Source organism: Anaerobacillus alkaliphilus (assembly GCF_004116265.1).
Taxonomy (GTDB): domain Bacteria; phylum Bacillota; class Bacilli; order Bacillales; family Anaerobacillaceae; genus Anaerobacillus; species Anaerobacillus alkaliphilus.
The window spans coordinates 135,310-161,024 of the sequence record NZ_QOUX01000042.1 but is presented as its reverse complement, the minus strand read 5'-3'; the positions used below and the strand labels follow the sequence as shown (position 1 = coordinate 161,024).

Here is a 25,715-nt window from a genome sequence, read left to right as displayed (position 1 = left end):
CTTTTAGTGCATAATTCTACGAACAGAGTATATATCACGGATCCGCTTAATCCTATCAACAACTTTTTGTAAATGGTCAACATTATGGATAGAGATCGTCATTAAAATGGTAGCCATTTTATTTTTATCAGACTTTCCTGAAACCGCATTGATATTTGTTCTCGTCTCTGTGACAGCTTGAAGAACTTCATTAAGAAGACCTCGACGATCATATCCTGTAATTTCAATATCCACATTGTAGTTTTTTGTTTCAAGATTATTTCCTTCCCATTCAACTGGGAGTAGTCTGGTCTGAGCATCATCAGTAATGACATTTGTACAATCAGCACGGTGAATAGAAACGCCTCTACCTTTTGTGATAAAGCCAATAATGTCATCGCCTGGGACAGGATTACAGCATTTTGATAGTCGGATTAACAAATTGTCAATTCCCTTAACTCTCACACCAATACTGGTTTTCTTCGTCGGTGTATATTTCTTAATATCCGAGACTCTTTCAGACAATGCTTGATCTTCCAACTCTTGTCCACGTTTTTTTCGGATTTTCTCAGTTAACCTAGTGGCAATTTGTGCAGCTGTTATCCCGTTATACCCAACAGCTGCATACATATCCTCTTCGCCTTGAAAGTTAAACTTATTTGCTACCAATTCTATATTTTCATTTGTTAGAACTTCTTTAGGTTCAATCCCGTGCTTTTTAATTTCCTTTTCAACAAGGTCTCTACCTTTAGCGACGTTTTCATCACGTCTCTCTTTTTTAAACCATTGCCGTATTTTATTTTTGGCATGAGAACTTTGAGTAATCTTGATCCAATCCTGACTAGGCCCGTAGGAATGTTTTGATGTCAGTACTTCGACGATATCACCTGTTTTCAGACGATGATCTAAGGTCACCATTTTCCCATTTACTTTGGCACCTATGCAACGGTTTCCAATTTCAGTATGAATACGATAAGCAAAGTCTAAAGGTACTGAACCGGCAGGTAATTCAATAACATCACCTTTTGGTGTAAAAACAAATACAGTATCGGAGAAAAGATCAATTTTGAGAGACTCCATAAATTCTTGGGCATCATTTGTATCATTTTGCCATTCGAGTATTTCTCTAAACCAGGTCATATTCTTTTCTACAGATTTTCCATCTGAGACAGTTTTCCCTTCTTTATAAACCCAGTGAGCAGCTACCCCGAACTCAGCAATTTTGTGCATTTCTTCCGAGCGAATTTGCACTTCAAGAGGCTCTCCTTTTGGTCCAATAACAGTGGTATGAAGAGATTGGTACATGTTTGCTTTTGGCATTGCAATATAATCTTTAAAACGACCTGGCATTGGTTTCCAGCAGGTATGAATAACACCTAAAACTGCATAACAGTCTTTAATATTTTCGACGATAATTCGGACAGCTAGTAAATCATAAATTTCGTTAAATTGCTTGTTTTGAAGAGCCATTTTCCGATAAATACTATAGATATGCTTTGCACGACCATGTATATCTGCTTTCACACCAACGTCATCTAGTCGCTCATTAATCTTGCTAACTAGCTCATTAATATATTCCTCACGTTCCGCCCGTTTCTTCTTCATCAAATTGACAATTCGATAATATTGCTGCGGATTTAAGTAACGTAACGCTGTGTCTTCAAGTTCCCACTTAATGGTAGATATACCTAAGCGATGAGCAAGAGGAGCAAATATTTCTAACGTTTCATTTGCTATTCTTCTTTGCTTTTCGGCAGGTAAATGTTTAAGCGTACGCATATTATGAAGACGGTCGGCAAGCTTAATTAAAATAACGCGAATATCTTTAGCCATCGCTACAAACATCTTGCGATGGTTTTCGGCTTGCTGCTCTTCTTGAGATTTATATTTAATCTTCCCAAGCTTTGTGACTCCATCTACCAACATTGCTACTTCGTCATTAAATTCGATTCGTAACTGATCTAACGATACCTCAGTATCTTCAACAACGTCATGCAGAAATGCAGCAGCAACAGTGTCAGGATCCATTTCTAAGTCAACCAAGATTTCTGCAACTTGAATAGGATGTAGAATATAGGGCTCCCCTGACTTACGGTATTGTTCGCCATGAGCTTTGTTTGCAAACTCATAAGCCTTATTTAAAAACTCGACGTCTTTATCGGAAAGATAAGTACGTGCTTTTTCTAATACTTGTTCGATCAATGGAATCACCATCACCTTACAGCCTTTAATTTATTTCTCTCTATTATCGTTATATTTTATCATGATGTAAAGGGAGAACTTTTTCAGAATGAAAAATGTAGAATGTAGAATGTAAAATGATGAGAGCATTACTTTAGAAGCAGTGACTCGAAAATTCTAAATTATACATTTTACATTCTACACTTTATTAACAAAGAGCGCCCATTATGAGCGCACTTACGTGTAAAGATATATAGGGTTTCTTATGAATACTGTGTTAATGTGAAAACATCATATTTCCCAAGTCGTTCGCGACCGTCTAAGTATGTTAACTCAATCATAAACACAATCCCTGCTACAATTCCACCAAGTTCCTCTACCATTTTAATTGTGGCTTCGATTGTGCCTCCTGTTGCTAATAGATCATCAGCAATCAACACTCGTTGACCAGGCTTAATTGAGTCTTTATGAATGGTTAAAGTATCTTTTCCATACTCTAAACCGTACTCAACTTTGATTACTTCACGCGGAAGTTTTCCTGCTTTACGAACAGGAACAAAGCCTATTTCTAATGCATAAGAAATAGGGCACCCTACAACAAATCCACGAGCTTCAGGTCCAACGACAACATCAATTTCCTTATCTTTTGCAAATGCTGCCATCTCATCGATTGCTTTTTTGTAAGCTTCTCCGTTTTGCATCAGGGTTGTAATATCTTTAAACCTGATACCTTCCTTCGGGAAATCTGGGACAATTGTAATAAATTCTTTAAAATCCATGTTTACTGTTCCTCCTAATTAATAAATGCCGACAAGATTATGTGACAAGATTTTCAGAAAATATATGTTCGAACCACTGTTTCAATTCGTTATATGAAGAGTAATAGAGGTCGTTTTCTAAACTTGCTTGCTCTTGTTTTCGTTTATACGTTTTTGAATGTTGTAGGTCTTTTTTCTCGATACTTGTAGAAAGGGAAATAAGTCCATTTTTTATTGTAACAAATTCCAACTCAAAAAACACCTTAACCATGAAATCAATTGTGTCTTTTGACCAACCCTTATGCTTAGCTAGTTGTTCTCCATGCTTAGTTAAGTCAAAAGTCTGTCTTTTTGTTAGAAATGCATAAAACCATTTAAAATGATCTCGTGATGGAATCGTTGTAAAAAAGTGATTTTCACTATGATAGAACATTGGATAAATACGTTCTGGCTTTTGTTCTCGTTTAAACAGCATTTCAATTTGTCTTTTCTCATAGGGTAAATCTAGAAAGAATAAATATTTACCTGTCAACTCAAGGCTTGGCAACTCAGACTCGAAGGGAACGTGTACACAAGTATATTGATCTTCAATGTTGTATAAACCTAATGTTGCTTCATCGAAATATACACAGACAACTTTTTCGGCTGGTAAGTGGCGAAACTTAGACATACTTTTACTACCACGACAATCGAATAATTGCCATTCATTTACTGCCACGTCTTCTAACATCATTTGCGGTTTACAGTGGCCATTCCACTCATTAATAGAAAGAGTACCTACGGCTGAAATCTTAGCTGCCATTGAAATATCTTGATAGAGATATCCAAAATGAAAACCAACACAATCAATAGTGTTCCCATTTTGCTCTAAAAGCATTTTTAAATGTGTCTCTTCGCTACCAATTCTCTTCATTTGTGCCAAGCTTACACCATCGACCATTACTTTCGGTGTAGGATTACTAACTCCAAAAGGAGCTAGTAAACTCATTTCCTCAATAACTTTAAGAGTGACCTCTGGCAAAGAAACTTCTAAATCAACTTTTGTAATGGGGATGTAATCTGCCTCGGTTAATACCTCACCTGCAATACTATTTAAACGCATCCTAAGCAAGTCGACATCCTCTACCTTCATTGTTAAACCAGCTGCCATCGGATGACCACCAAAGTGTGGAAGAATATCACGACATTCTGATAAATTTTTAAACATATCAAAACCTTCAATACTTCTAGCCGAACCTTTAGCAAGACCTTTTTCTTTATCAATTGTCATGACAATTGTTGGACGATAGTAGCGTTCAACTAACCTTGAGGCAACAATACCAATAACGCCTGCATTCCAGCCTTCATTTGCAACAATTAACACCTTATGATCTTCTATTGATGCATAGTGTTCTTCTACCATTGCAACGGCCTCTTCAGTTATTTCGTTAACAATTCCTTGTCTAGCTTTATTCTGTTCATCAATTTCAGATGCAAGTTGTTCAGCTGTAGTCTTATCTTCACAGATTAACAACTCCACTGCCGGAGTAGCAGATGCGAGTCTCCCAGCAGCATTTATTCTTGGACCTATACTAAAACCAACATGATCAGCATTCAGTTCTTTATCGTCAATTCCTGTTATCTTTTTCAATGCTTGTAACCCGGGGCGATTTGTTTTCTCTAATGCCTTAATACCTTTTTTGGCAATAAGACGATTTTCATCAACAAGGGGAACTAAATCTGCAATCGTTCCAATAACAGCAATATCTAACAGGTCTTCTGGTGCTTGTCCTAATAAGGCATGCGATAACTTAAAGGCCACGCCAACTCCCGCTAATCCTTTGAACGGATAATAGCAGTCATGTTGTTTTGGATTTACGATTGTCAGAGCATCAGGCAAGATCGGTGGTGGCTCATGGTGGTCAGTTACAATAAAATCTAAACCTATTTCTTTTGCCACATTTGCCTCATGTACAGCTGATATACCTGTATCAACAGTTACGACTAACGTATACCCTTCTTCTTTTGCTTTCCTAAGTGCTGGTTCATTCGGACCGTAGCCTTCTGTAAAACGATTCGGAATATAGAAGTCAAAATTTGCTCCTAAACGCTTCAGAGTATGTACCATTACTGCTGTACTACTCACGCCATCTGCATCATAATCTCCAAAGATTAAGATTTTTTCGTTAGTTTCAATAGCCTGATGAATGCGTTCTGTCGCTTCCCTCATCCCTTTCAACATAAAGGGGTCATGAAACTCGGACTTTTCAATATATAGAAAGTTACGTGCTTCTTCAACTGAAGCAATTCCTCTATTTAATAATAAATTTGCCACGAGTGGTGATATTTTTAATTCAGTGACAAACTGTTGCTCTAATGAATGGCCTTTTCCTTCTACCTTCCATCTCTTTTTCGATCTTAACATAAATACCACACCCCCAACCTTATTAGTATACAAGAGGTTAGAGGGTGTGGCAATTCATGAATGCTAATTTTCTTTTGTATTAATTTCCTGTTTTTTCTCAATAGTTTTTTTGGAAGGAGATCCACTCTTGTTTTTTAGTTCATCATTTTCAATCTGCAATTTTTTCAATTGTGACTTCAGCTTGTAGAATTGATAAAGACCGACTCCACCAACTAAGATTGCACCCATTAAAACTGAACTAATAATGACGATCACAAGAGGCCATTGAGCAGTACCAAACATATAATTTACTGTTACCATATCCATATTTATTACCGCAAAAATTGTAATAATCAAGGCAACAATTAAACCAATAATTAATCCCCATTGTCCTTTCATTTCTCTTCCCCCTTTATAAATTTTGAATTGTGAATTATGAATTATGAATTGTAATTACTTCTGGTAAAGCTTCGAAGAAAAAAACACAATATACAAATTCAAAATTATCAATTTTCCGAGTATGGATTTATATGAACTCTGACGTCATGAACATGGTTTATTTTTATCAGCTCTTCTTTTACTTTTTTACCAATTGCATGACCTTCCTCAACTGTTATATGGGGGTTAACAGCTATTTTTAGGTCAATTATGACATAGTGACCATGTTCTCTTGCTAAGAATTCATTAATTTTCATAACTCCCTCTACACTTAGAGCTGTTTCACGCATTTCTACAGTGTCTTCGTCATGAAGAACATGATCCATTGCATTATGGATTGATTGTTTTCCAAGACTCCAAGCCATTTTTAATATTAAAATCGAGACAAATAAACCAGCAAGTGGGTCCGCATACACTAACCAGGAAATACCAATATGCCCACCAATGATAGAAGCACCAATACCTATTAATGCAGCGATGGAAGAAAATACATCTGATCGATGATGCCAAGCATCGGTTATTAAAGCTTCACTACGATACTTTTTACCCAAATTGTACTTATAACGAAACATTAATTCTTTAACCACAATGGAAAAGATTACAGCATAAATAGCAATGATCCCAGGAACTTCAATAGGCTCACTAAAAGATTTTATTGCAGACAGTGCAATCTCAACCCCGACAATAAATAATAAAACCGATACAATAATGGCAGCAATTGATTCTGCCTTCCCATGCCCATAGGGATGATCTTCATCTGGGGGGAGTTTTGCAGCACGTACGCCAATTAAAACGGCTACTGACCCCACTACATCTGAAGCAGAATGGACCGCATCAGCAACTAGTGCCCTACTACCTGCCATCCAACCAATGACTCCTTTTAAAATAGCTAAGATAATGTTTCCAATAATTCCAACCCATGCCGCAAATTGAACCTTTTGAAATCGTTCATCTTTTACTTCTGTCATGCCATCACCTATTTCATTTGTATTCATTTACTAAATAAATATCCTATTCAAAAAAGAATAAACCGTCATCCTAGGTTATTTTAGTAAAAATAAACCGTGGTTCCATAACCACGGTTTATGTTACTACTATTATGCTTCATTCTCAGCTGTTTTAAAGCGATTTTTTTCTAAACTTTTACTTTTCCATACTAACCATAGCTGTGCGGCAATAAATAGAGAAGAATACGTTCCCGCAACTAATCCCACTAATAAAGCAAAGGCAAAAGTGCGGATGGCTTCACCACCGAATAAGAGTAATGCTGCAGCAGCAAAAACTACTGTTAGTACAGTATTAATTGAACGTGCTAGTGTTTGAACTAAACTTTTGTTAACAACACGAGCTAGATCTTCAAAGCCTCTTATTTTTTTCTCATAGCTCATGTTTTCCCTAATCCTATCAAATGTAACGATTGTATCATTAATTGAGTAACCTACAATTGTTAGTACTGCCGCGATAAATGGTAAGTTTACTTCCATTTGCGTGATGCTAAACACTGTAAGAATAAAAAATGCATCGTGTAATAATGCTACAATTGCCGCAACCCCATATAGCAGTTCGAAACGGATCGTTACATATATAACGATTCCGATTGAAGCGAAGATCACAGAATAAAATGCGTTTCTTGCCAACTCTCTTCCCACTGTAGGAGTTACTGTACTAATATTGGGTTCTGCACCAAATGAAGCATGAAAATGCCGTTGGACTGCAATAATATCTTCTTGTGAGAGCACTCCAATAAAAGAAGCATAGGCCATTTCACTTCGATCACCTGCTAGAAGAACACTATCTGGTGTTAAACCAATTGAAGCAAACTCTTCATTTACTCGGTCAGTAGTTAACGTTTCACTACTAAGTAATTCTATCTTTGTTCCACTCTCAAAATCAATTCCTAGATTTAAACCGATTGTTGATAGAAGAATAGCTCCTATAATGACAAGCAGACTTGAGAAAAGAAAGAACTTTTTACGATGTTTTACAAAATCTAGGTTTGAATTTCCAAAATTAAAGTTCACTGATCTCACTCTCCTTTACTCCAAACAAACGTGGCTTTTTATTTAATGCTCGGCTATTTACCCATAGACCTAATAGCAAACGTGAACCGTAAACTGCTGTTAAGAAACTTGTTAGAATACTGACGATTAACATAACCGCAAATCCTTGAACCGCCATTGTTCCAAAATAGAACAATACCGATGCAGCTAAGATAGTCGTAATATTTGCATCAAGAATTGTTGATAACGATCGACGGCTCCCTGCTTTAAAAGCTGACATCGTTGTTTTCCCAGTTCTTAGCTCGTCCTTAATTCTCTCATAGGTGATGATATTAGCGTCAACAGCCATACCGACTCCTAAGATTAACGCTGCAATCCCTGGTAATGTTAAGACTGCATTCATCCAATTAAAGATAACCAATACTAAGTAGATATAAAACGATAATGTTATTACTGCAATTATCCCCATAAAACGGTAGTAAATTAACATGTAAAGGAAAATTAATGCTACACCAATAAATCCAGCGTAGATCGTCATTTCCATCGCTTTTTCACCTAACGCTGCACCAACAGAATTAGAATACATTTCTTCAAGTTTGACAGGAAGAGAACCTGCATTTAAAACATCTGCTAAAAATTGTGCTTCTTCTAACGTGAATGTCCCTCGTATAACAACATTTGTTGTATTTAGAACTTCATCTACACTTGGGGCCGAAATGAATTTCCTCTCACTTTCAGGCTTTAATACTTCTTCCATGAAAGAGTCGCCTTCTTCATAATCCATCCAAATAACAAGCTGACTTCCTAATACCTGTCTTGTGACGTCAGCAAACTGACTTGCGCTATTCAAAGTAACAGCTACCCAAGGTTGGTTTGTTTCACTAAAGGTTACATTCGCTCCACCTTGTTTTAAATCAGCACCGTCTAGCATTAAATTGTCATTTACATCACGAAATGATAATTGCGCTTCGGTAGAAAGAAGCTCGCGGGCAGCTTGTTGATCTTCGATTCCTGCCAATTGAACACGAATTCTGTTTTCACCTTCAATGGCCACGTTTGGTTCAGAAACACCAATTACGTTAATCCTTTGATTTAACGCTGTTACCGTGCTTTTTAATACTTCATCATCTATTACATCACCTTCATGAGCAGGATGAACTTCATATAAGACTTCAAATCCACCTTGAAGGTCTAAGCCTAGCTTAATTTCTTTTGCAACATCCATTACCGTTGTGGCAACTAAGCCTGCAAGTAGAGCTACAATAAGAAAAAAAGCTGCAATACGACCTTTTTTAACCATTTTCCAAATGCCTCCTTATTTACTTCTCTCTATGTATTAAAGCAATTATGAATTGTGAATTATGAATTATGAATTGAGTTTTTAATTTTAAAAGCTTTTAATCGCTTCTTCAATAATACAATAGTAATAATTCACAATTAAAAATGCTTGTCCATAATTACAATATTACAATTATACTGATGCAATGTTTATACTGTCAATTTCATTCATAGAAATTCCAATTTCTAATTTCCTCCAAATACCAACTCTTCATCGGAAGAAAACCAGTTGGGCGCTTTATATGCTCCAACAGTTAGCCAGGTCATATAATCAGTAGCTTTAAGGGTTAAGATACTACTAACTAAGTAGTGGATTTGTACAAGTTTTTTTTCTCTTCGTAGTTTAGCAATGACACACTCCCATAGCTCTTCCTCTGTTGCACGGTCATACCCCAACATATGAAACTCTTCTACCTTGCTAGTTAATGCAGGTTGTACATCCTCTTTCCAAACCTCAAACTGTTGTTTTTCTTCCATATGGGCCCCTCCTTTATTTTTAAGGCTCTTTTCGTAAACTTTGCTCCTGCGGTTACTCGTCGCACAAAAAAACATTGCTCCTGCGGTTACATTAGCCAATAAATTATGTAAGAAAAGAGCAATACTTACTAATTTAGTTGTGAATTCTAAGTATTTTGTGTAAAAATCCGACTTTTGGGATTTTGACGAAAGCAACAAACTTTGCGAAAACATCCATTTAAAAGACTGAATAAACAAATAGACTTACTCCAACACCTGCAATAATTACACCTGTTGCTATCGCTAAAAAGGCTGCACGAAACGGAATAAAGAAAAGAATTGCCGCTAAGCAAGCCGACCACGCACCTGTTGTTGGTAGCGGCACGGCAGTAAATAATATTAATCCTAGGGCACCAAACTTTTCTACGTTAGCACTTTTGTTCATTGTACGATTGTATAACCAGTCAAAAAAGCTTTTATAGATTGGAAACCTCATAAAAAATGTACTTAAAGGTCGAAATAAAATTAGTATTGGGATAATAGGAAGTAAGTTTCCTAGAATACTATAAAACAATGCCTCACTATACGACAGACCTGCTAAAAAAGCAAAAGGTATTCCTCCTCTTAATTCTAAAATTGGCATTGCTGAAATTACGATTACGATTACTTCTGGCGGAAGAAAACTTAAATTCTCAACTAAAAAATTTTGAAAACTCTCTTTCAAAGAAAACGCTCCTTTTTATGTAATGTAGTAAAGAAAAGTATAAAAATTGGAATATACAATCTAATTTAATATAACTTGTCATGCTTTGTCCCCTATTAAGCATATAAATAATTACGGAAAATATCCATTATTTTTTAGAAGGTAGGGGTAGTCTTGAGTAGACAGAGTTTTTTGCAAGGTGCATTTATATTGATTTTAGCTGGATTAATAGTAAAAATCTTAGGATTTGTAAATAAAATAGTAGTAGCTCGTATTATGGGAGCCGAAGGCGTTGGCTTGTATTCCATGGCAGTACCTACTCTATTACTCGTAATAACCATTACGCAAATCGGGTTACCTGTAGCGATATCAAAGCTAGTCGCTGAAGCTGAAGCCGTAAATAATCGTAAAAAGATAAAACAAATCTTAGTGGTGGCTTTAGCTACTACAGGAACATTAAGTATCATCTTTACTTTTGGAATGATTGCATTTGCTCCAATTATATCAAAATATTTCCTAACTGACGCAAGGGCATTTTACCCATTAGTGGCAATTTCTCCAATCGTCCCTATCGTTGCCTTATCATCAGTCCTCAGGGGCTATTTCCAAGGCAGACAGAACATGAGGCCCTCCGCATACTCTCAGGTTATTGAACAGGTTGTAAGAATTACTTTAGTAGCAGTTCTTACAAAGGCATTTTTACCATATGGTATTGAATATGCCGCTGCTGGAGCTATGATTTCCGTTGTCATCGGTGAGCTTGCGTCACTACTTTACATGTTATTTATGTTTAAGACGAAGAAAAGAATTAAGATTAGAAAGAATTTCTTTGGAAGTCTAAGAGAAGGTAATCGCACCTTTAAGGACTTAATGGCTGTAGCCTTACCGACAACAGGAAGCCGCTTAATTGGTTCCATTTCCTTCTTTTTTGAACCAATTGTTGTTTCTCAAAGTTTAGCAATTGCAGGTGTTACGACAGTTCTTGCGACAAAACAATACGGTGAATTAGCTGGATTTGCTATTCCATTACTATTCTTACCGACTTTTATTACATATTCGTTATCGGTATCGCTTGTACCTGCTATAAGTGAAGCTGCCGCAGGAAAACAATATAAGTTAATTCATCATCGACTTGACCAGGCTTTGCGCTTAGCGCTAGTTTCCGGTGGAATATCCTGTGTTATTCTCTATGTATTTGCTGTTCCAATCATGAGTTTAATGTATGATGCACCGACGGTAGCCACTTATATCAAAATAATGGCCCCTTTTAGTATTTTCTTGTACTTCCAAGGACCACTTCAAGCAGCATTACAAGCGTTAAATCTTGCCAAGGCTGCAATGATCAATAGTTTAATTGGAGCCGTTGTTAAAATATCTGCGGTATTTGTATTAGCATCACGACCAGAATTAGGAATTATGGGAGCCGCATTAGCGATCGTTGCCGGTTTTGTTCTTGTTACACTGCTTCACTTCGCGACTTTAGTAAAGACCATCTCCTTTACTATACACGTGCGTGAGTTCTTAAAAGGGTTTATAGCGATTATTCTTAGCGGCTGGTTAGCCTTCTTCTTATACAATAATGCCTTCTTAAATCAATCCTTATTAGTTAAGACGTTAATTTCGATAACTATCGTAAGTATCGTTTATGTATTTATCCTCATGATTTTTGGTCTTATTCGAAAAGATGAAATGAGACGTGTTCCGTTTTTAGGGATTCCATTATCAAAATTAATAATCAGCAAAAAATAAAACAAAACAAAAGAAGCATTGGATTAGCAAAAATCCAATGCTTCTTATTTTTCATCCTTTACGTCTACAAAGAATGTTTGATTATCATTCAAAGAACAATATGAAATTTTCTTTAAGTCCTTGTAGCCCAACTTTCTTAGTTCTTGCCTTAACCATAGTGATGTTTTGCCAATCTCTTCTAAATGCTCATCTTTAACTTTCCCGTCAAGAATTAAAGGTAAAGGTAAATTAACTTTTGAGGCATAATCTGGATCTTCCTTTTCTTGCGCGGTCTTTTCAATTACAGATAACTTCCCAGAGGGTTCCAATATGGCAAATTCTACATCGGAAACACTTCGTATATTACTTTGTCTTAGCTGAACTAATAAATCATCAAAATTATAACGCTGTTTCCGCATTTCTTCCTCATCAATTTTCCCCCTGCTAATTAAAACTGATGGTTTACCATCAATCATTTTCCTCAGGTTTTCACTTTTTAAAGACACCCATGCTAATGTTATTTGAATAATTGACAATACCAGAATAGGAACGATTGTATTCATCATCGGTACTTTAATATTTTCAATTGAGATAACTGCGAGTTCTGCGATCATAATGGATACAACAAAGTCCAAAACTGAAAGCTGACCTATCTCCCTTTTACCCATAAAACGTAAGATGAGTAGAATGATGAAGTAAATAAGCACCGTCCGTAAGATAATCGTTGAATAATCCACGCAATGATCGCCCCCCTCTACTAGTTTAACGACCAAACAAAAATTGCGTTGCTTTACCTAATTTCCATTAGTTTGACCCATTTCCGCTTAAAAAATTGGTTAAAGTAACTGGAAAAAAAGAGTAAGGAATGTCATCAGCTTTTTCCCAAAGGCTCTTTTCGTAAACATTGTGGCTTTTTATCCTAAATAATCGAAAAAAACCCTAGATGAAGATATCAGCCAAAAAAAATTATGTAAGAAAAGAGCAGTACTTACTAAATTAGTAGTAAATTCTTAGTAATTTGTGTAAAAATCCGGCTTTTGGGATTTTTACGAAAGCAACAAACTTTGCGAAAACAGCCTTTCCAAATAAAAAAGCCGGTCACCCCGGCATATTAAAAAAATATTAAATATCGAAAATAGATATAAATACTAGAAATGATAAAGGAAACCAATGCTACTGGAGCTCCAACTTTTAAAAACTCCATGTAGCTAAAACCTTGTTTAGCTCTGACTGCTAATCCTGCTACAATAACATTAGAAGTTGCACCAATTAATGTAGCATTTCCACCTAAACATGCTCCAAGTGCAAGTGCCCACCATAGTGGATCTAAGTTAGTCATCCCATAGTTTTGAAATTCAAGTATAACAGGAATCATCGCTGCTACAAATGGAATATTATCTACGAATCCCGATAATATCCCTGACGCCCAAAGCATTAACATAGCAGTTTTTGGAATATCACCATCCGTATAATAGATAATTGACTTTGCAATTTCATCAATAATTCCAACTTCTTTAAGGCCACCAACAAGCATAAACAGTCCAATAAAGAAAAACAATGTCACCCATTCAACTGACTTAAAGACTTCCTCGACTTGTTGTTCTTCATAAGTGAGAAGCAATAATAACAATGCTCCTGCCATTGCGACACTGGTCAACTCTACTTTTAAAATTGGCTGAATAATAAAACCTAAAATGGTAAGTAAAAGTACAATTACTGATTTAAAAAGTAAAGGTTTATTCTTTAAGTATTTTAATTCCTCAACCTTCATAAGCTTGCCTCTGTTTTCCTCTGTCACTTGCATTTTTTTCCCATAGAACTTTATCATTCCGAACATAACAACAACAAAAATAATGATTACTACTGGAGCTAAGTGTATTAAAAATGCATTAAAATTTAAATGTTCAACTGCTTGACCAATCATTAAATTTGGCGGATCTCCAATTAATGTCGCTGTGCCACCAATATTAGAAGCGAGGATTGTCATAAGTAGGTATGGGATGGCCGAGATGTTTAGTAACTTTGTAAGTGTCAGTACAATTGGAACAATTAACAATACAGTAGTGACATTATTTAGAAAAGCTGAACCAAGGCCAGTAATTATTGAAATAACAATTAATAAAGGAATAGGTCTACCTTTTACTTTTTTTGCTACGCTGATTGCTATGTACTCAAAGAGACCACTTTGACTAGTGATTGAAACTAATATCATCATGGATAATAACAAGGTAATTGTGTGCCAGTCTATATGATGTATAAAGGCCGCATCTAAATCTAAGACACCAAAAAATAGCATTAGTACTCCACCAAGACATGCTACTAATGCTCTGTTTAATTTTTCAGAAATAATTAATGCATAACTTACAATGAATATGATAAAGGCAAAGGTTAATTGCATCATAATCCCCTTTCATGTCCTGTCCATTAATACATTGTATGAAGAGGTTGTCTTATTTAGAAGCCTTGAAAACCGTATCTAACAGAGTCCTTCCCCTAAAAAATGCTGTCCAAAAAAATAATTCTATTTTTGTACAAGTGTGAATAAGCTTTAGTAGGCGAAAAAACAGGCTTAAAAAGGGGGAAAACGACTTGGAGAATAGAGGTATTTTAACTTCCATGGTCTACGGTTTAGTAACAATTCTAGGAATAATTCTTTCAGTAAGTTTTATCATCTCATTACTTCTAAGGTTTACAGCCTTAACAGAGACATCGTTCAGCTGGGTAATAATGATTTTAACATTTCTAGCTTTACTGGTAGGCGGATTTGTCTCAGGAGGTAAATCAAAACAAAAAGGGTGGATGGTTGGAGCTGGTACGGGTTTATTGTATTCGTTGCTCGTATTCTTGGTCCAATACTTAGGTTATAACGCCACATTTACAATGGAACAATATTTATTCCATGGTGGTTTCATCCTAGCTGCCATCATTGGTGGAATTTTTGGTGTTAATGTAGTTAGGAATTCAAGAATGGTTTAATTAATTGTCAATGCTGAATTATGAATTTTGAATTGTTTTTGTTTCGCTTCGAAGCAAAATATCTTATCAATTCATAATTGCAAGAAGAAAAGGAATTCCTAATGGAATTCCTTTTCTTCTTGCCTATGTACTAGTCTGGATTAACTACTTCACGTATGGCATTACGGTCAAAAGTTAATTTTTTGTTATCAGTTACTAATAGGATAACTCTGTCTTCATCAATTGCATCAATTGTTGCATGAAGACCACCAATAGTAATGACTTTATCTCCCTTTTTAAGATCAGCATGCATTTGCTGAATCTTCTTCTGACGTTTTTGCTGAGGTCTGATTAGTAGGAAGTAAAAAATCGCAAACATAAATACTAAAGGTAATATCGCTGTAAAAAAGTCCATGTATGTTTCACCCCTTTCATATAATAAAATTCTCGCATAAACTCCATTATCCCTTTTATTTTATAAATTTAAAAGTTTTTTGCATTTGGTTTATTAAAACCATACATTTCAAAAAACTCTTCACGGAAATCTAAAAGTCGATCTTGTCGAATAGCTTCTCGTACTTGCTCCATTAAGTTTAACAAAAAATATAGATTATGGTAAGAGGTTAATCTAAATCCGAACGTTTCGTCACATTTTACAAGATGTCGAATGTAAGCTCTAGTGTAATTCTTACATACATGACAGCTGCAGTTTTCATCTAATGGTCTGAAGTCTCGGGCATACTTTGCGTTTCTTACAACTAGTCTTCCTGTGCTTGTCATACAAGTTCCGTTTCTACCAATACGAGTTGGTAATACACAATCAAACATATCAATCCCACGAATTGCTCCGTCAATTAAAGCGTCTGGCGATCCTACCCCCATTAAATAACGTGGCTTATCTGTTGGTAAATGCGGTGTCGTAAACTCTAGCACACGGTTCATAACATCTTTTGGTTCTCCTACAGAAAGTCCCCCAACTGCATAACCCGGAAAATCTAAAGAAACTAGGTCCTGAGCACTCTTCTTACGTAAATCTTCGTACTCTCCACCTTGAACAATACCAAATAAGCCTTGGTCATTAGGACGTTTATGGCCTTCTAAACAACGCTCTGCCCACCTACTAGTACGTTCTACTGATTTTAGCATGTACTCATATGTTGCAGGATAAGGAGGGCACTCGTCAAATGCCATCATAATATCAGAACCCAGTGCATTTTGTATTTCCATAGCTCCCTCAGGACTTAAAAAGAGTTTTTCTCCACTCAAGTGATTTCGGAACGTAACACCTTCTTCTTCAATTTTACGAAGTGCACTTAAACTAAATACTTGAAACCCTCCGGAATCTGTTAAAATCGGACGATCCCAGTTCATGAATTTATGAAGTCCGCCTGCCTCTTTAATTATCTCGTGACCAGGTCGAAGCCATAGATGATAGGTATTACTTAATATTATTTGCGAACCAATTTCTTTAAGTTCCTCTGGACTCATTGTCTTTACTGTTGCCAATGTCCCTACAGGCATAAAAATTGGTGTTTCAAACGTTCCATGCGGGGTATGGACCCTTCCAAGTCGAGCTCCTGATTGTCGACAAGTTTTAATATGTTCATAGCGAACTGCTACCATCTAGTTATTGCTCCCTTCTACAATCAACATTGCGTCTCCAAAGCTAAAAAAGCGATATTTTTCTTTTACGGCTTCTTTATAAGCATGCAATGTATGCTCTCTACCAGCAAGTGCACTCACAAGCATAATTAATGTTGACTTCGGCAAGTGAAAATTCGTAATTAATCCGTTAATGGCTTTAAACTCAAACCCAGGATAGATAAAAATGCTAGTCCAACCTGAGCTTTCAGTAAAGTTACCATCGTTTGCATGGGCAATGGTTTCTAACGTCCTGGTTGATGTCGTCCCTACTGTAATTATCTTTTTACCAGTACTTTTGGCATTGTTTAATACTTCTGCAGTCTCTCTTGTCATCTGATAAAATTCCGCATGCATTTCGTGTTCTTCAATATCTTCTACACTCACTGGACGAAAAGTTCCTAGTCCTACATGCAGTGTAATATAAACAATATTTACACCCTTTGCTGCGATGCTCTCTAATAGCTCTTCAGTGAAATGAAGACCTGCTGTTGGTGCTGCAGCCGAACCACTGTGTTTCGCAAAGACAGTTTGATACCGCTCTTTATCCTCTAACTGTTCCGTTATGTATGGTGGCAACGGCATTTCACCAAGAGAGTCTAGAATCTCATGAAAGATGCCTTCATATTGAAATTCAATAATTCGTCCTCCATGATCCAATTCCTCAATACATGTGCCTTTAAGACGCCCATCACCAAAAGATATGATAGCCCCTTTTTTCACTCGCTTTGCAGGTTTTACTAGAGTTTCCCATTGGTCATTCTCCAATTGCTTGAGCAACAAAAATTCAATATTCGCCCCAGTATCTTCTTTAACACCATATAACCTTGCTGGTAACACTCTTGTATCATTTAAGACAAGACAATCTCCCTCGTTTAAATACTCGAGGACATCTGAGAAAGTTCTGTGCATTATTTCACCTGTTTTTGAGTGTAACACCATTAGTTTTGATGCAGTTCGATCTTTTAATGGTGTTTGAGCAATAAGTTCTTCAGGTAAATCAAAATCAAAATCTTTTACTTCCATCTATTAGTTCACCTTTTTCTATAAATACTTAACGGTAGCAACATACTTTTAAAAGGACATTATTCTACATTTTCTACCCGAAACTATATAAGCATACATAAGCTATAGAATAATGACAAGTAAATATTTACCGGAAACGGCCGACTATATATAGGATTAACGATATTACTATACTTAAAACAATTGAAGTGACAATAGGAAAATAAAATGTTGTATTTCCTTTTTTTACAAAAATATCTCCTGGCAACTTGCCTAAGGAAATGTATTTTCCACCTACTTGCCATAATGCTCCGAATATAATTAAGACAATTCCTAATGTTATCAGCAATTTTGGTATATTTGGCATTATTCTGGAACCTCCATTTTAAAATGTTCGTATACTTTATACGTTACCATTCTGCCCCTAGGAGTCCGTTGTAAAAAACCAATTTGTAATAAATATGGTTCATAAACATCTTCAATCGTATGTGACTCTTCACCAATTGTAGCTGCTATTGTATCTAACCCGACAGGCCCTCCGCGAAATTTATCAATAATTCCTTTAAGGAGTTTGTGGTCAATATGATCCAATCCAAGTGGATCGACTTGTAGCCTTTCTAAGGCGTTGACAGCTAATTCAACATCAATTGTTCCCGTGCCTTTAACCTGCGCAAAATCACGTACTCTTCTTAAAAGCCGATTAGCAATTCGCGGTGTGCCACGTGAACGTCTTGCTATTTCTATACTGGCTTGATCCTCAATCTCAACTTGATAGACCTCAGCAGTTCTTGTGACTATGTTCCTGAGTTCATCATTCGTATAATACTCTAAACGTGATAACACACCAAAACGATCACGTAATGGCGAGGATAAAAGTCCAGCTCTTGTTGTTGCTCCTACTAAGGTAAATGGTGGTAAATCTAAACGAACAGACCTAGCCGTCGGACCTTTTCCGATGACAATATCTAAGCAAAAATCTTCCATAGCTGGATAAAGCACTTCTTCAACCACACGATTTAATCGGTGAATCTCGTCTATGAACAATACATCCCCAGGCTCTAAAGCAGTCAATATTGCCGCTAAATCCCCTGGCCTTTCAATGGCAGGTCCGGAAGTAGTTCGGATTTGCACGTTCATTTCGTGAGCGATTATTGTTGCGAGTGTGGTTTTCCCTAACCCAGGGGGCCCGTACAACAACACATGGTCTAAAGCTTCGTTTCTAATCTTAGCCGCTTCAATAAACACCTTTAAATTATTTTTTACTTTTTCTTGCCCAATATATTGAGTAAGAAATTGAGGTCTAAGTTGGTTTTCAAGACTTTCTTCTTCCTGTTGCACCTCAGCTGAAACCATTCTCTCTTCCATAATTTAACCTCCTGAGAAAACAACTACTTTATAATTGGCTGTTTACGCAAAGTTTGTTGCTTTCGTAAAAATCCCAAAAGCCGATTTTTACACAAAATATTGAAATTCAAAACTAATTTAATAAGTATTGCTCTTATAATTTCAGTAGTAATTGTAGTGCCTTTTTTATATATTGATCCGTAGACAACTGTTCCTCAGCCAATTTAGGAGCAATTTTTTTAATCTCTCTCTCTACATAGCCTAGGGCTTGAAGAGCCTCGATTGCGTCTTCTAATTCTCGTGGATATTTTTCCTTTGCTTCAGTCTTCAACTCATATAATGGACCTACTAAACTTGGCATAAAATCAGCTAATTTACCCTTCAAGTCCAAGATCATTTGACGAGCTGTCTTTTTCCCAACTCCAGGGAACTTTGTTAAAAACGCTTCGTTTTCTTCTTCAATAGCATTTACTACCTGTTGTGGCTGTCCAGTTGCTAATATAGCTAGAGCTCCCTTAGGACCTATGCCCGATACGTTTAATAACTTCTCAAACAAAGCTCGTTCATCTCTAGAACGGAACCCGTATAACTTCAATGCATCTTCTCTAACATACTGATACGTATACACTGTTATTTCTGACGAGTGATCGACATTATAGGCGAATGGATTGGCACAAATTATTTGGTATCCAATCCCATTAACCTCAATAACGATATATTGTGGATCAATATAGTTTACAAAACCTTTTACAAACTCTATCACAAAAACCTCTCCTCTCCTTAAAAGCCGAACATCTATTTCTATTTATTCATTTTACCATAAATGTCTATCTGGACAAGATATTAAGGATGTCCTAATTAGAAATAAGGCTGACTTACGTGTATCCAACACTGTTAAGTCAGCCTTCCTTATTATTACATCTCATGTTTTGCATACTTCTTGTACATTTTTAGGACTTCTTCATAACGATCTCTAGACAATACTGGTATACCATTTTCTAGCTCTTGTTGTTGATGACTTTTAAGTTTTTTCATATTTATTTGAAAAAACGACTGGATCACTTTTTCATCTGACGGTTTCCCTTCATAAATATTTAGGATACCATCCTCTGATATACCGAAATAACCATTAATTTTTAATAGTGGAGATATGTCGTCAACTTTCTGTTGAAATACAACCTTAGCTTCATCTTGATCAATTAAATTCCAATCAGCGTACTCTGCCCAAAAATCTTCCATAGATAAAATTGTTTCTTCAACAATCTCTTCACTAATTTCTCCATCAAGATAAATTCTCTCTAAGATTACCTGAACACTTTTAGGACCCATGACTTGATATGGCTTGGCCATTACCTGCACTGTAGTTACAATTTTGCCTTTATTTGTTTCCCTCATGATGGGAATATCGAAGGCAGTCGTTTGAGTTTTAGATTGATGGTTTCCATATATAAACAAAAAACTACTACTAATTAACATGATTATTATTAGTCCCAATAACTTGCGTTTTCCTAACAACAACTTCATAAGTATAACCACCACCACTTACAATAGTCCATAATAAAAAAACTTTATGCATGGCTATGAATATTATCGCCAATCACAAAGAATTTTATCCATTTATCCTATTTTTTACAGACATTCGATAAATAAAAAACAAAGAGGCTAGCCATCTAGCCTCTTTGAATATTTAATTAGTTTTATCTAGAACGTTCAAACGGACGTTGAATAGCTCTTCCAAAATCATGGAACATGTCATTAATTGTTGCTCCAACCTCTTCAAAAGGTTCCCCTGCACGAAGTCTATCGTCAGCAGTTCGAATTTGATTATAACGATCTCGTTCAGTTACTACGATAACTTCACGGTCTCCTGTCATTCCTCTTAGCCTTTGACGAATATCCTGTTCTGCACGTTGTGCATTTTGACGATCAGCATCAACACCAACTAATACTCTGTTACCATGAACGATTACGCGTGAGTCGTTCACATTTTCCACATCCGCAAGTCGAGTTGTGTAATCTCTAACAGTTGTCTTATCATACCCGTCTGGGTAAGCGAATTCACTCATTCCAGTTCCTGGTACTACTCGATCACCAGCACGACCATTGGCACCATTTCTACCAAAACCATGTGTGCCCTGTGTTCCATGCATACCTTGTCTACCAAGGCCTTGTGTACCTGTCCCATGTTGACCCATGTTTGTTCTTCCTGCGTGGCCTAAACCACCAAATCCTGCTCTATTTCCTGCACGTTCTCTTAGGATTCCACGGTCGTCAACATATCCTGGTCGATTACCTACAATACCAGCTCCACGTTGGTCACCAGCACCGAACGCTTGTCCATGACCAGCACCTGTCATACCAGCTCGGTTACCAACACCTAAGCCTGTATGTCCTCTCATACCTAAACCTGCTCCTAACCCTCGAGTTCCACCAGTATAACCTGTTTCACCTTGCCAGCCTGGGCTAGCTGCAGTACCATGACCTGTCATACCTCGTCTTCCAACATCAGCACCTAAGCCAACTCCACCAGTCCCAGCTCCTGTACCAAGTCCATGATCTGTTAGCCCATGTCTACCTGCTGCTCCTAGACCTGTTCCTGCTCCATGACCTGTCATGCCAGCTCCACCACCAGCTCCAAAGCCTGTTCCTGCTCCGTGACCTGTCATGCCAGCTCCACCACCAGCTCCAAAGCCTGTTCCTGCTCCGTGACCTGTCATGCCAGCTCCACCACCAGCTCCAAAGCCTGTTGTTCCTCTATTTCCACCAAATAAACCTGTTCCTTGGCCTGTCATTCCACCTCTGCCTGCATTACCACCAAATAAACCTGTTCCTTGACCAGTTCCTCTTGTTCCAGCTCTATCTCCTGCTAAACCAGTAGCTGGCTGACGTACATCTCTCCCAAAGCCTCTAGCTCCTCGACGGTCATCACGGGTAAACATATCAGTAATTGGACCTTCACCTGCACGTTGACCTGTAAATCCAGCGTCTTGTTGCTGTTCAGTTGCATGGTAACCAAAACCTCGTTGGTTTACGCCACCTTGTCCTGTTGTGCCTTGTTGATCAACACCACATCCAACTAAACCACCTAGTAAAAGTGTTGCTGCTGATAATGTAATCGCAATTTTTTTCATTGGTTGTATTCCTCCTTTCACAGTTAATTTGTCATTCTTCATGTCAAATTAATCTGTTATATCTAGGAAGAATGGGGGAATTTTGTTGGTTATAAAGCTAAAAGCCAACTAAAGATGACTTTAGTTGGCTTCTCAATAAAACTTATTCCTTATCCTCATCTTCCTCATCTCTTGACTGCTGTCCTGGATAAGGTGAAAATTGTTGTGGATACATTGGCTGTGGTTGATACCCCCATGGTTGACCTTGCGGCATCATTGGTTGTTGTTGCATCATAGGTTGTTGCATCATTGGTTGTTGCATCATTGGTTGTTGCATCATTGGTTGCTGCTGCATCATTGGCTGCTGCATTGTAATATCTCCATATAGCCCTTGGTTATTCGGCATACTCCATGGTTGACTTTGCGGAACCTGCATAGGTGGAACTTGAGCTGTCCCACTAGGGACGGTTGGTGATACCGCATCATCATCATGATCGTCATCAAATCCCATAGGCGATGGTGGCATCATGCCTGGAGGTGCAAACTGCCCTGGTTGCATTTGAGTAGGGTATGCAGGCATTTGCGGCATCATGCCTTGATATCCAGGCATTGTTGGTGCTCCGAAGCCTCCCATTGGTGGTGGTGCCTGATAACCCATTGGTGCCATTCCTGGATACTGTGGATATCCTGGTTGGAAGATTCCTGGAGAATATGGCGCACATCCAGGTTGGTACATCGCTGGAGAATATGGCGCACATCCAGGCATAACTCCAGTAATTGGGTAACAGTCTTGTTGGACCGGCATCTGATACATAGGTTTTTGTGCCGTTGGAGCTGCTACCGGTTTTTGTGCAATTGGAGCTGCTACCGGTTTTTCTACCGGTTTAGGCATTGGCTTTGGCATTGGCATTTCCTTTTTTGGTAGAGGCGGAGGAACCATAGGCTTTGGTTTTTCCATTTTAGGTAATTCCTTGATCTCAGGTAATTTTGGCGGTAATGGCTTTTCAACAGGTGCAGGTGGAACCTGTGGTTTATATACATTAAAGTTCATATTCATATGATGTAAATATTGTTGTTGCGTAACTGGTTGTTGAATTGGTTGAACTTGAATCGGCTGTTGCACTGGTGGTGCAGGTGGTGGTGCTGGAATTTTATATTCTTCTTTTTTAACAGGAGCTTCTTTTACAATTGGTGCTTCCTTAGGTTGTAGTTCTTTTACCGGTTCTTCTTTCTTAGCCGCTTGTTTTTTTACCGGTACACCAGCAGCAGGAATTTTTATCTTCATTCCTGGCATGATGACGTCCGGATTACTTAAATGATTATTAACAGCTTTTAATTGCTCGAAATCAACATCATACTTCTTTGCCAACTTCCACAATGTGTCTCCTTGCTGAACAATATGAATTTTCACGTCATGTTCCCTCCCTAAGCTAATTCTTCAGCAATAGCATATATTCATATGTTACATGCCACCGTTCAATAAAGTCCTTCAGCACAATTTATGCGATAATAAAGGAAGATATAACCAAACTACCCTGAATTTATTTGAGAAAAATTTAAAAAATATCCTATACTAAACTAACTTATGTCTACTTTATTAAGGTTAATTCCAACTTATTTTAGGACGAACTAAGACAAAAAAAATGACACCCTTGGTGTCATATTTTTAATTACGCTCTATCAAGCATACGATTTACTGCCAAAACAGCATGATAAGCAATGTCTTTATCTACAGAAATTTGATTGATCGGTGCACCATTTTCAATGCTTTCTAATGACCATAATAAATGTGGAAGATCAATTCGATTCATGGTTAAACATGGACACATATTAGGATTTAATGAAAGAACCTTTTTATCGTTGTGAACTTGCCCTAGCCTTTTTACTAAATTCATTTCTGTACCAACAGCCCAGATACTACCAGGTTCAGCCTCATTTAACTTATCAATTATATAATTAGTTGAACCAGCATAATCCGCCAACTGAACTACCTCATGACTGCATTCTGGATGAACAATAATATTAATACCAGGATAATCACTTCTCATTTGTTCAATGTTTTCAACTGTAAACTTTTCATGAACTGAACAATGACCTTTCCATAAAATTACCTTTATATCTGTTAATTCTCCAGTGTATTCAAGTTGTTCTGTGTGAGGATCCCAAACAGCCATAGCATCTAGTGGAATACCTAATTCAAATGCAGTATTCCGCCCTAAATGTTGATCTGGCAGAAAGAAAATTCGTTCCTTTTGTGTAAATGCCCATTCAACCATCTTTTTGGCATTAGAAGAAGTTACAGTAGCACCCTCATACTTCCCTACAAAAGCTTTAATTGCAGCTGTGCTATTTACGTAAGTTAACGGCAACATCGTATCACCGAACAACTCTTGTAATTTTACCCAAGATCTTTCAGTCTGCTCAAGGTTAGCCATATCAGCCATAGAGCAGCCTGCCCTCATATCTGGTAATAAAACTTTTTGGTTTTCGTTTGTCAAAATATCAGCAGTTTCCGCCATAAAGTGAACTCCACAGAAAACGATATATTCAGCTGATTTATTATTTGCTGAAAGTTGCGCAAGCTTTAGAGAATCTCCTGTATCATCAGCAAATTGAATAACCTCATCTTTCTGATAATGGTGGCCCGGGATGTACAAGCGTGTTCCAAATTTATTTTTTATTTCAATAATCCTAGCTTCCATTTCCTCCACGGACAATGTTTTATATCGTTCTGGTATAGTCAGTTGGTCATTCATTGCTTCTAAAATGCTCATTGGTCCAACCCCTCTCAATGTGAATGTAAATTTTTTGAGTAATCGTTTTGGTCAACATCATTTATTAAACTTTATTAAACTTCAATATTAAAACTAATATCTAACGCTTTTGCCGAATGTGTTAGGAAACCTAGTGAAATGTAATCCACACCAGTAGCCGCATAACTCGCTACATTATCAATCGTTATCCCACCGGAAGCTTCTGTCACTATACCTTCGGGTACTAGCTCTAGCAATTGTACGATTTCTTCTGGTGTACGATTATCAAACATAATAATGTCTGCCTTTGCTTTTACAGCAGCCAGTACATCTTCACGAGACTCTGTTTCTACTTCAACTTTTACCGTATGACCTAACTTCTTTCTAACCTTATCTACAGCTTTTTCAATTCCACCAGCCGCTGCAATATGATTATCTTTAATCATCACTGCATCAAAAAGGCCAAAACGATGATTGAAGCCACCACCGCAAGCGACCGCATATTTTTCGACCATTCTCAGCCCTGGGGTAGTTTTTCGTGTATCACAGATTTTTGTATGCGTGCTATTCGCGTTCGTTACTGCTTGCTTAGTTACTGTAGCAATGCCACTCATTCTCTGAATGAGATTTAAGATTACACGTTCTCCAGTTAGGAGATAAATAACTGGACCTTCTACTGTAGCGATTTTGTCACCTTTTTTTACGATAGATCCATCTTCTACATGAAAGTCAATCGAAATTCGATCGTTTAATATATTAAAACCTTGTTTGATAATATCAATTCCACAAAAAACTCCCTCGCTCTTAGCGATAAAAACTCCAAAGCCACAATCTTTTTCATTAAAAATAGATTCGCTTGTTAGATCACCAAAGCCAATATCTTCCTCAAAAAACGAACTAAGAAGATTGTTTAATTTCAATTTATTCATGAATAGACTCTCCT

The 25,715-nt window shown here is 37.1% G+C and carries 24 protein-coding genes; 2 read left to right on the top strand and 22 right to left on the bottom strand.

The features are described 5' to 3' along the window. Positions 1-3 precede the first annotated feature (3 nt). From DS745_RS13660 to DS745_RS13625, 9 genes are all read right to left on the bottom strand, one after another. Positions 4-2,181 (bottom strand): RelA/SpoT family protein, encoded by a 2,178-nt coding sequence (locus DS745_RS13660; protein WP_421721820.1) that lies wholly within the window; start codon positions 2,179-2,181, stop codon positions 4-6. Between the two features lie 242 nt (positions 2,182-2,423). Beyond that, positions 2,424-2,939: an adenine phosphoribosyltransferase gene (locus tag DS745_RS13655; RefSeq protein WP_129078786.1), complete on the bottom strand. Its 516-nt coding sequence runs from the start codon at positions 2,937-2,939 to the stop codon at positions 2,424-2,426. Between the two features lie 37 nt (positions 2,940-2,976). Continuing rightward, a complete protein-coding gene (gene recJ, locus DS745_RS13650; protein WP_129078785.1) occupies positions 2,977-5,322 on the bottom strand; it encodes a single-stranded-DNA-specific exonuclease RecJ in 2,346 nt (781 codons plus the stop codon). Positions 5,323-5,385: 63 nt separating this feature from the next. Next, on the bottom strand, positions 5,386-5,700 hold the full coding sequence (locus DS745_RS13645) for a LapA family protein (protein ID WP_129078784.1): 315 nt from the start codon (positions 5,698-5,700) through the stop codon (positions 5,386-5,388). 107 nt (positions 5,701-5,807) lie between these two features. Beyond that, a complete protein-coding gene (locus tag DS745_RS13640; RefSeq protein ID WP_129078881.1) occupies positions 5,808-6,707 on the bottom strand; it encodes a cation diffusion facilitator family transporter in 900 nt (299 codons plus the stop codon). Positions 6,708-6,836: 129 nt separating this feature from the next. Then, positions 6,837-7,760 carry a protein translocase subunit SecF gene (gene secF / locus DS745_RS24935; protein WP_196121265.1) on the bottom strand — a complete coding sequence of 308 codons (924 nt, stop codon included), beginning with the start codon at positions 7,758-7,760 and terminating at the stop codon, positions 6,837-6,839. Continuing rightward, positions 7,750-9,039 (bottom strand): protein translocase subunit SecD, encoded by a 1,290-nt coding sequence (gene secD / locus DS745_RS24930; RefSeq protein ID WP_196121263.1) that lies wholly within the window; start codon positions 9,037-9,039, stop codon positions 7,750-7,752. Before secD ends, secF begins: the two co-directional genes overlap by 11 nt. A gap of 224 nt (positions 9,040-9,263) precedes the next feature. Then, entirely contained in the window at positions 9,264-9,554 is a 291-nt protein-coding gene (locus DS745_RS13630; RefSeq protein WP_129078783.1) for a post-transcriptional regulator, read from the bottom strand. Between the two features lie 217 nt (positions 9,555-9,771). Then, positions 9,772-10,257, bottom strand: a complete 486-nt coding sequence (locus tag DS745_RS13625; RefSeq protein WP_241657819.1) for a COG2426 family protein — start codon at positions 10,255-10,257, stop codon at positions 9,772-9,774. Between the two features lie 153 nt (positions 10,258-10,410). Here DS745_RS13625 and spoVB point away from each other — a divergent pair, with 153 nt between their 5' ends. After that, entirely contained in the window at positions 10,411-11,985 is a 1,575-nt protein-coding gene (gene spoVB / locus DS745_RS13620; RefSeq protein ID WP_129078782.1) for a stage V sporulation protein B, read from the top strand. 44 nt (positions 11,986-12,029) lie between these two features. On the opposite strand, the gene DS745_RS13615 is transcribed toward spoVB, so the two are convergent. Continuing rightward, on the bottom strand, positions 12,030-12,701 hold the full coding sequence (locus tag DS745_RS13615; RefSeq protein ID WP_129078781.1) for a DUF421 domain-containing protein: 672 nt from the start codon (positions 12,699-12,701) through the stop codon (positions 12,030-12,032). Between the two features lie 374 nt (positions 12,702-13,075). Continuing rightward, positions 13,076-14,362, bottom strand: a complete 1,287-nt coding sequence (locus DS745_RS13610) for an ArsB/NhaD family transporter (RefSeq protein ID WP_129078879.1) — start codon at positions 14,360-14,362, stop codon at positions 13,076-13,078. 218 nt (positions 14,363-14,580) lie between these two features. Here DS745_RS13610 and DS745_RS13605 point away from each other — a divergent pair, with 218 nt between their 5' ends. After that, entirely contained in the window at positions 14,581-14,940 is a 360-nt protein-coding gene (locus tag DS745_RS13605) for a TIGR04086 family membrane protein (protein WP_129078878.1), read from the top strand. Positions 14,941-15,070: 130 nt separating this feature from the next. On the opposite strand, the gene yajC is transcribed toward DS745_RS13605, so the two are convergent. The 11 genes from yajC to nadC form a co-directional block, all read right to left on the bottom strand. Beyond that, complete coding sequence (gene yajC / locus DS745_RS13600) at positions 15,071-15,334, bottom strand: preprotein translocase subunit YajC (protein ID WP_129078780.1); 264 nt, start codon at positions 15,332-15,334, stop codon at positions 15,071-15,073. A gap of 68 nt (positions 15,335-15,402) precedes the next feature. After that, positions 15,403-16,542 carry a tRNA guanosine(34) transglycosylase Tgt gene (gene tgt / locus DS745_RS13595; RefSeq protein WP_129078779.1) on the bottom strand — a complete coding sequence of 380 codons (1,140 nt, stop codon included), beginning with the start codon at positions 16,540-16,542 and terminating at the stop codon, positions 15,403-15,405. Further along, on the bottom strand, positions 16,543-17,586 hold the full coding sequence (gene queA, locus DS745_RS13590; RefSeq protein ID WP_129078778.1) for a tRNA preQ1(34) S-adenosylmethionine ribosyltransferase-isomerase QueA: 1,044 nt from the start codon (positions 17,584-17,586) through the stop codon (positions 16,543-16,545). A 127-nt stretch (positions 17,587-17,713) separates the two neighbouring features. Next, positions 17,714-17,932: a DUF2905 domain-containing protein gene (locus tag DS745_RS13585; RefSeq protein WP_129078777.1), complete on the bottom strand. Its 219-nt coding sequence runs from the start codon at positions 17,930-17,932 to the stop codon at positions 17,714-17,716. Continuing rightward, the gene (ruvB, locus tag DS745_RS13580) at positions 17,932-18,930 is read right to left on the bottom strand and encodes a Holliday junction branch migration DNA helicase RuvB (RefSeq protein WP_129078776.1); all 999 of its coding nucleotides are present in this window, start codon (positions 18,928-18,930) and stop codon (positions 17,932-17,934) included. Before ruvB ends, DS745_RS13585 begins: the two co-directional genes overlap by 1 nt. Before the next feature lie 133 nt (positions 18,931-19,063). Beyond that, positions 19,064-19,672, bottom strand: a complete 609-nt coding sequence (gene ruvA, locus DS745_RS13575) for a Holliday junction branch migration protein RuvA (protein WP_129078775.1) — start codon at positions 19,670-19,672, stop codon at positions 19,064-19,066. Positions 19,673-19,824: 152 nt separating this feature from the next. Next, positions 19,825-20,433: a BofC C-terminal domain-containing protein gene (locus DS745_RS13570; RefSeq protein ID WP_338324540.1), complete on the bottom strand. Its 609-nt coding sequence runs from the start codon at positions 20,431-20,433 to the stop codon at positions 19,825-19,827. A 173-nt stretch (positions 20,434-20,606) separates the two neighbouring features. Continuing rightward, entirely contained in the window at positions 20,607-22,040 is a 1,434-nt protein-coding gene (locus DS745_RS13565) for a YhcN/YlaJ family sporulation lipoprotein (RefSeq protein ID WP_161568265.1), read from the bottom strand. A gap of 142 nt (positions 22,041-22,182) precedes the next feature. Then, positions 22,183-23,430, bottom strand: coding sequence for a SafA/ExsA family spore coat assembly protein (safA, locus tag DS745_RS13560; RefSeq protein ID WP_129078773.1), 1,248 nt, complete (start codon positions 23,428-23,430; stop codon positions 22,183-22,185). A 259-nt stretch (positions 23,431-23,689) separates the two neighbouring features. Next, on the bottom strand, positions 23,690-24,793 hold the full coding sequence (nadA, locus tag DS745_RS13555) for a quinolinate synthase NadA (RefSeq protein ID WP_129078772.1): 1,104 nt from the start codon (positions 24,791-24,793) through the stop codon (positions 23,690-23,692). Between the two features lie 74 nt (positions 24,794-24,867). Next, positions 24,868-25,701 (bottom strand): carboxylating nicotinate-nucleotide diphosphorylase, encoded by an 834-nt coding sequence (gene nadC / locus DS745_RS13550; RefSeq protein ID WP_129078771.1) that lies wholly within the window; start codon positions 25,699-25,701, stop codon positions 24,868-24,870. Positions 25,702-25,715: the final 14 nt, after the last annotated feature.

Bases quoted from the DNA above. Each gene is read 5' to 3' on its own strand.
- DS745_RS13655 (WP_129078786.1), bottom strand. From the start codon at position 2,939: ATGGATTTTAAAGAATTTATTACAATTGTCCCAGATTTCCCGAAGGAA.
- recJ (WP_129078785.1), bottom strand. From the start codon at position 5,322: ATGTTAAGATCGAAAAAGAGATGGAAGGTAGAAGGAAAAGGCCATTCA.
- DS745_RS13645 (WP_129078784.1), bottom strand. From the start codon at position 5,700: ATGAAAGGACAATGGGGATTAATTATTGGTTTAATTGTTGCCTTGATT.
- DS745_RS13640 (WP_129078881.1), bottom strand. From the start codon at position 6,707: ATGACAGAAGTAAAAGATGAACGATTTCAAAAGGTTCAATTTGCGGCA.
- secD (WP_196121263.1), bottom strand. From the start codon at position 9,039: ATGGTTAAAAAAGGTCGTATTGCAGCTTTTTTTCTTATTGTAGCTCTA.
- DS745_RS13630 (WP_129078783.1), bottom strand. From the start codon at position 9,554: ATGGAAGAAAAACAACAGTTTGAGGTTTGGAAAGAGGATGTACAACCT.
- DS745_RS13610 (WP_129078879.1), bottom strand. From the start codon at position 14,362: ATGCAATTAACCTTTGCCTTTATCATATTCATTGTAAGTTATGCATTA.
- DS745_RS13605 (WP_129078878.1), top strand. From the start codon at position 14,581: ATGGTCTACGGTTTAGTAACAATTCTAGGAATAATTCTTTCAGTAAGT.
- yajC (WP_129078780.1), bottom strand. From the start codon at position 15,334: ATGGACTTTTTTACAGCGATATTACCTTTAGTATTTATGTTTGCGATT.
- tgt (WP_129078779.1), bottom strand. From the start codon at position 16,542: ATGGTAGCAGTTCGCTATGAACATATTAAAACTTGTCGACAATCAGGA.
- queA (WP_129078778.1), bottom strand. From the start codon at position 17,586: ATGGAAGTAAAAGATTTTGATTTTGATTTACCTGAAGAACTTATTGCT.
- DS745_RS13585 (WP_129078777.1), bottom strand. From the start codon at position 17,932: ATGCCAAATATACCAAAATTGCTGATAACATTAGGAATTGTCTTAATT.
- ruvB (WP_129078776.1), bottom strand. From the start codon at position 18,930: ATGGAAGAGAGAATGGTTTCAGCTGAGGTGCAACAGGAAGAAGAAAGT.
- DS745_RS13570 (WP_338324540.1), bottom strand. From the start codon at position 20,433: ATGAAGTTGTTGTTAGGAAAACGCAAGTTATTGGGACTAATAATAATC.
- DS745_RS13565 (WP_161568265.1), bottom strand. From the start codon at position 22,040: ATGAAAAAAATTGCGATTACATTATCAGCAGCAACACTTTTACTAGGT.
- nadA (WP_129078772.1), bottom strand. From the start codon at position 24,793: ATGAGCATTTTAGAAGCAATGAATGACCAACTGACTATACCAGAACGA.
- nadC (WP_129078771.1), bottom strand. From the start codon at position 25,701: ATGAATAAATTGAAATTAAACAATCTTCTTAGTTCGTTTTTTGAGGAA.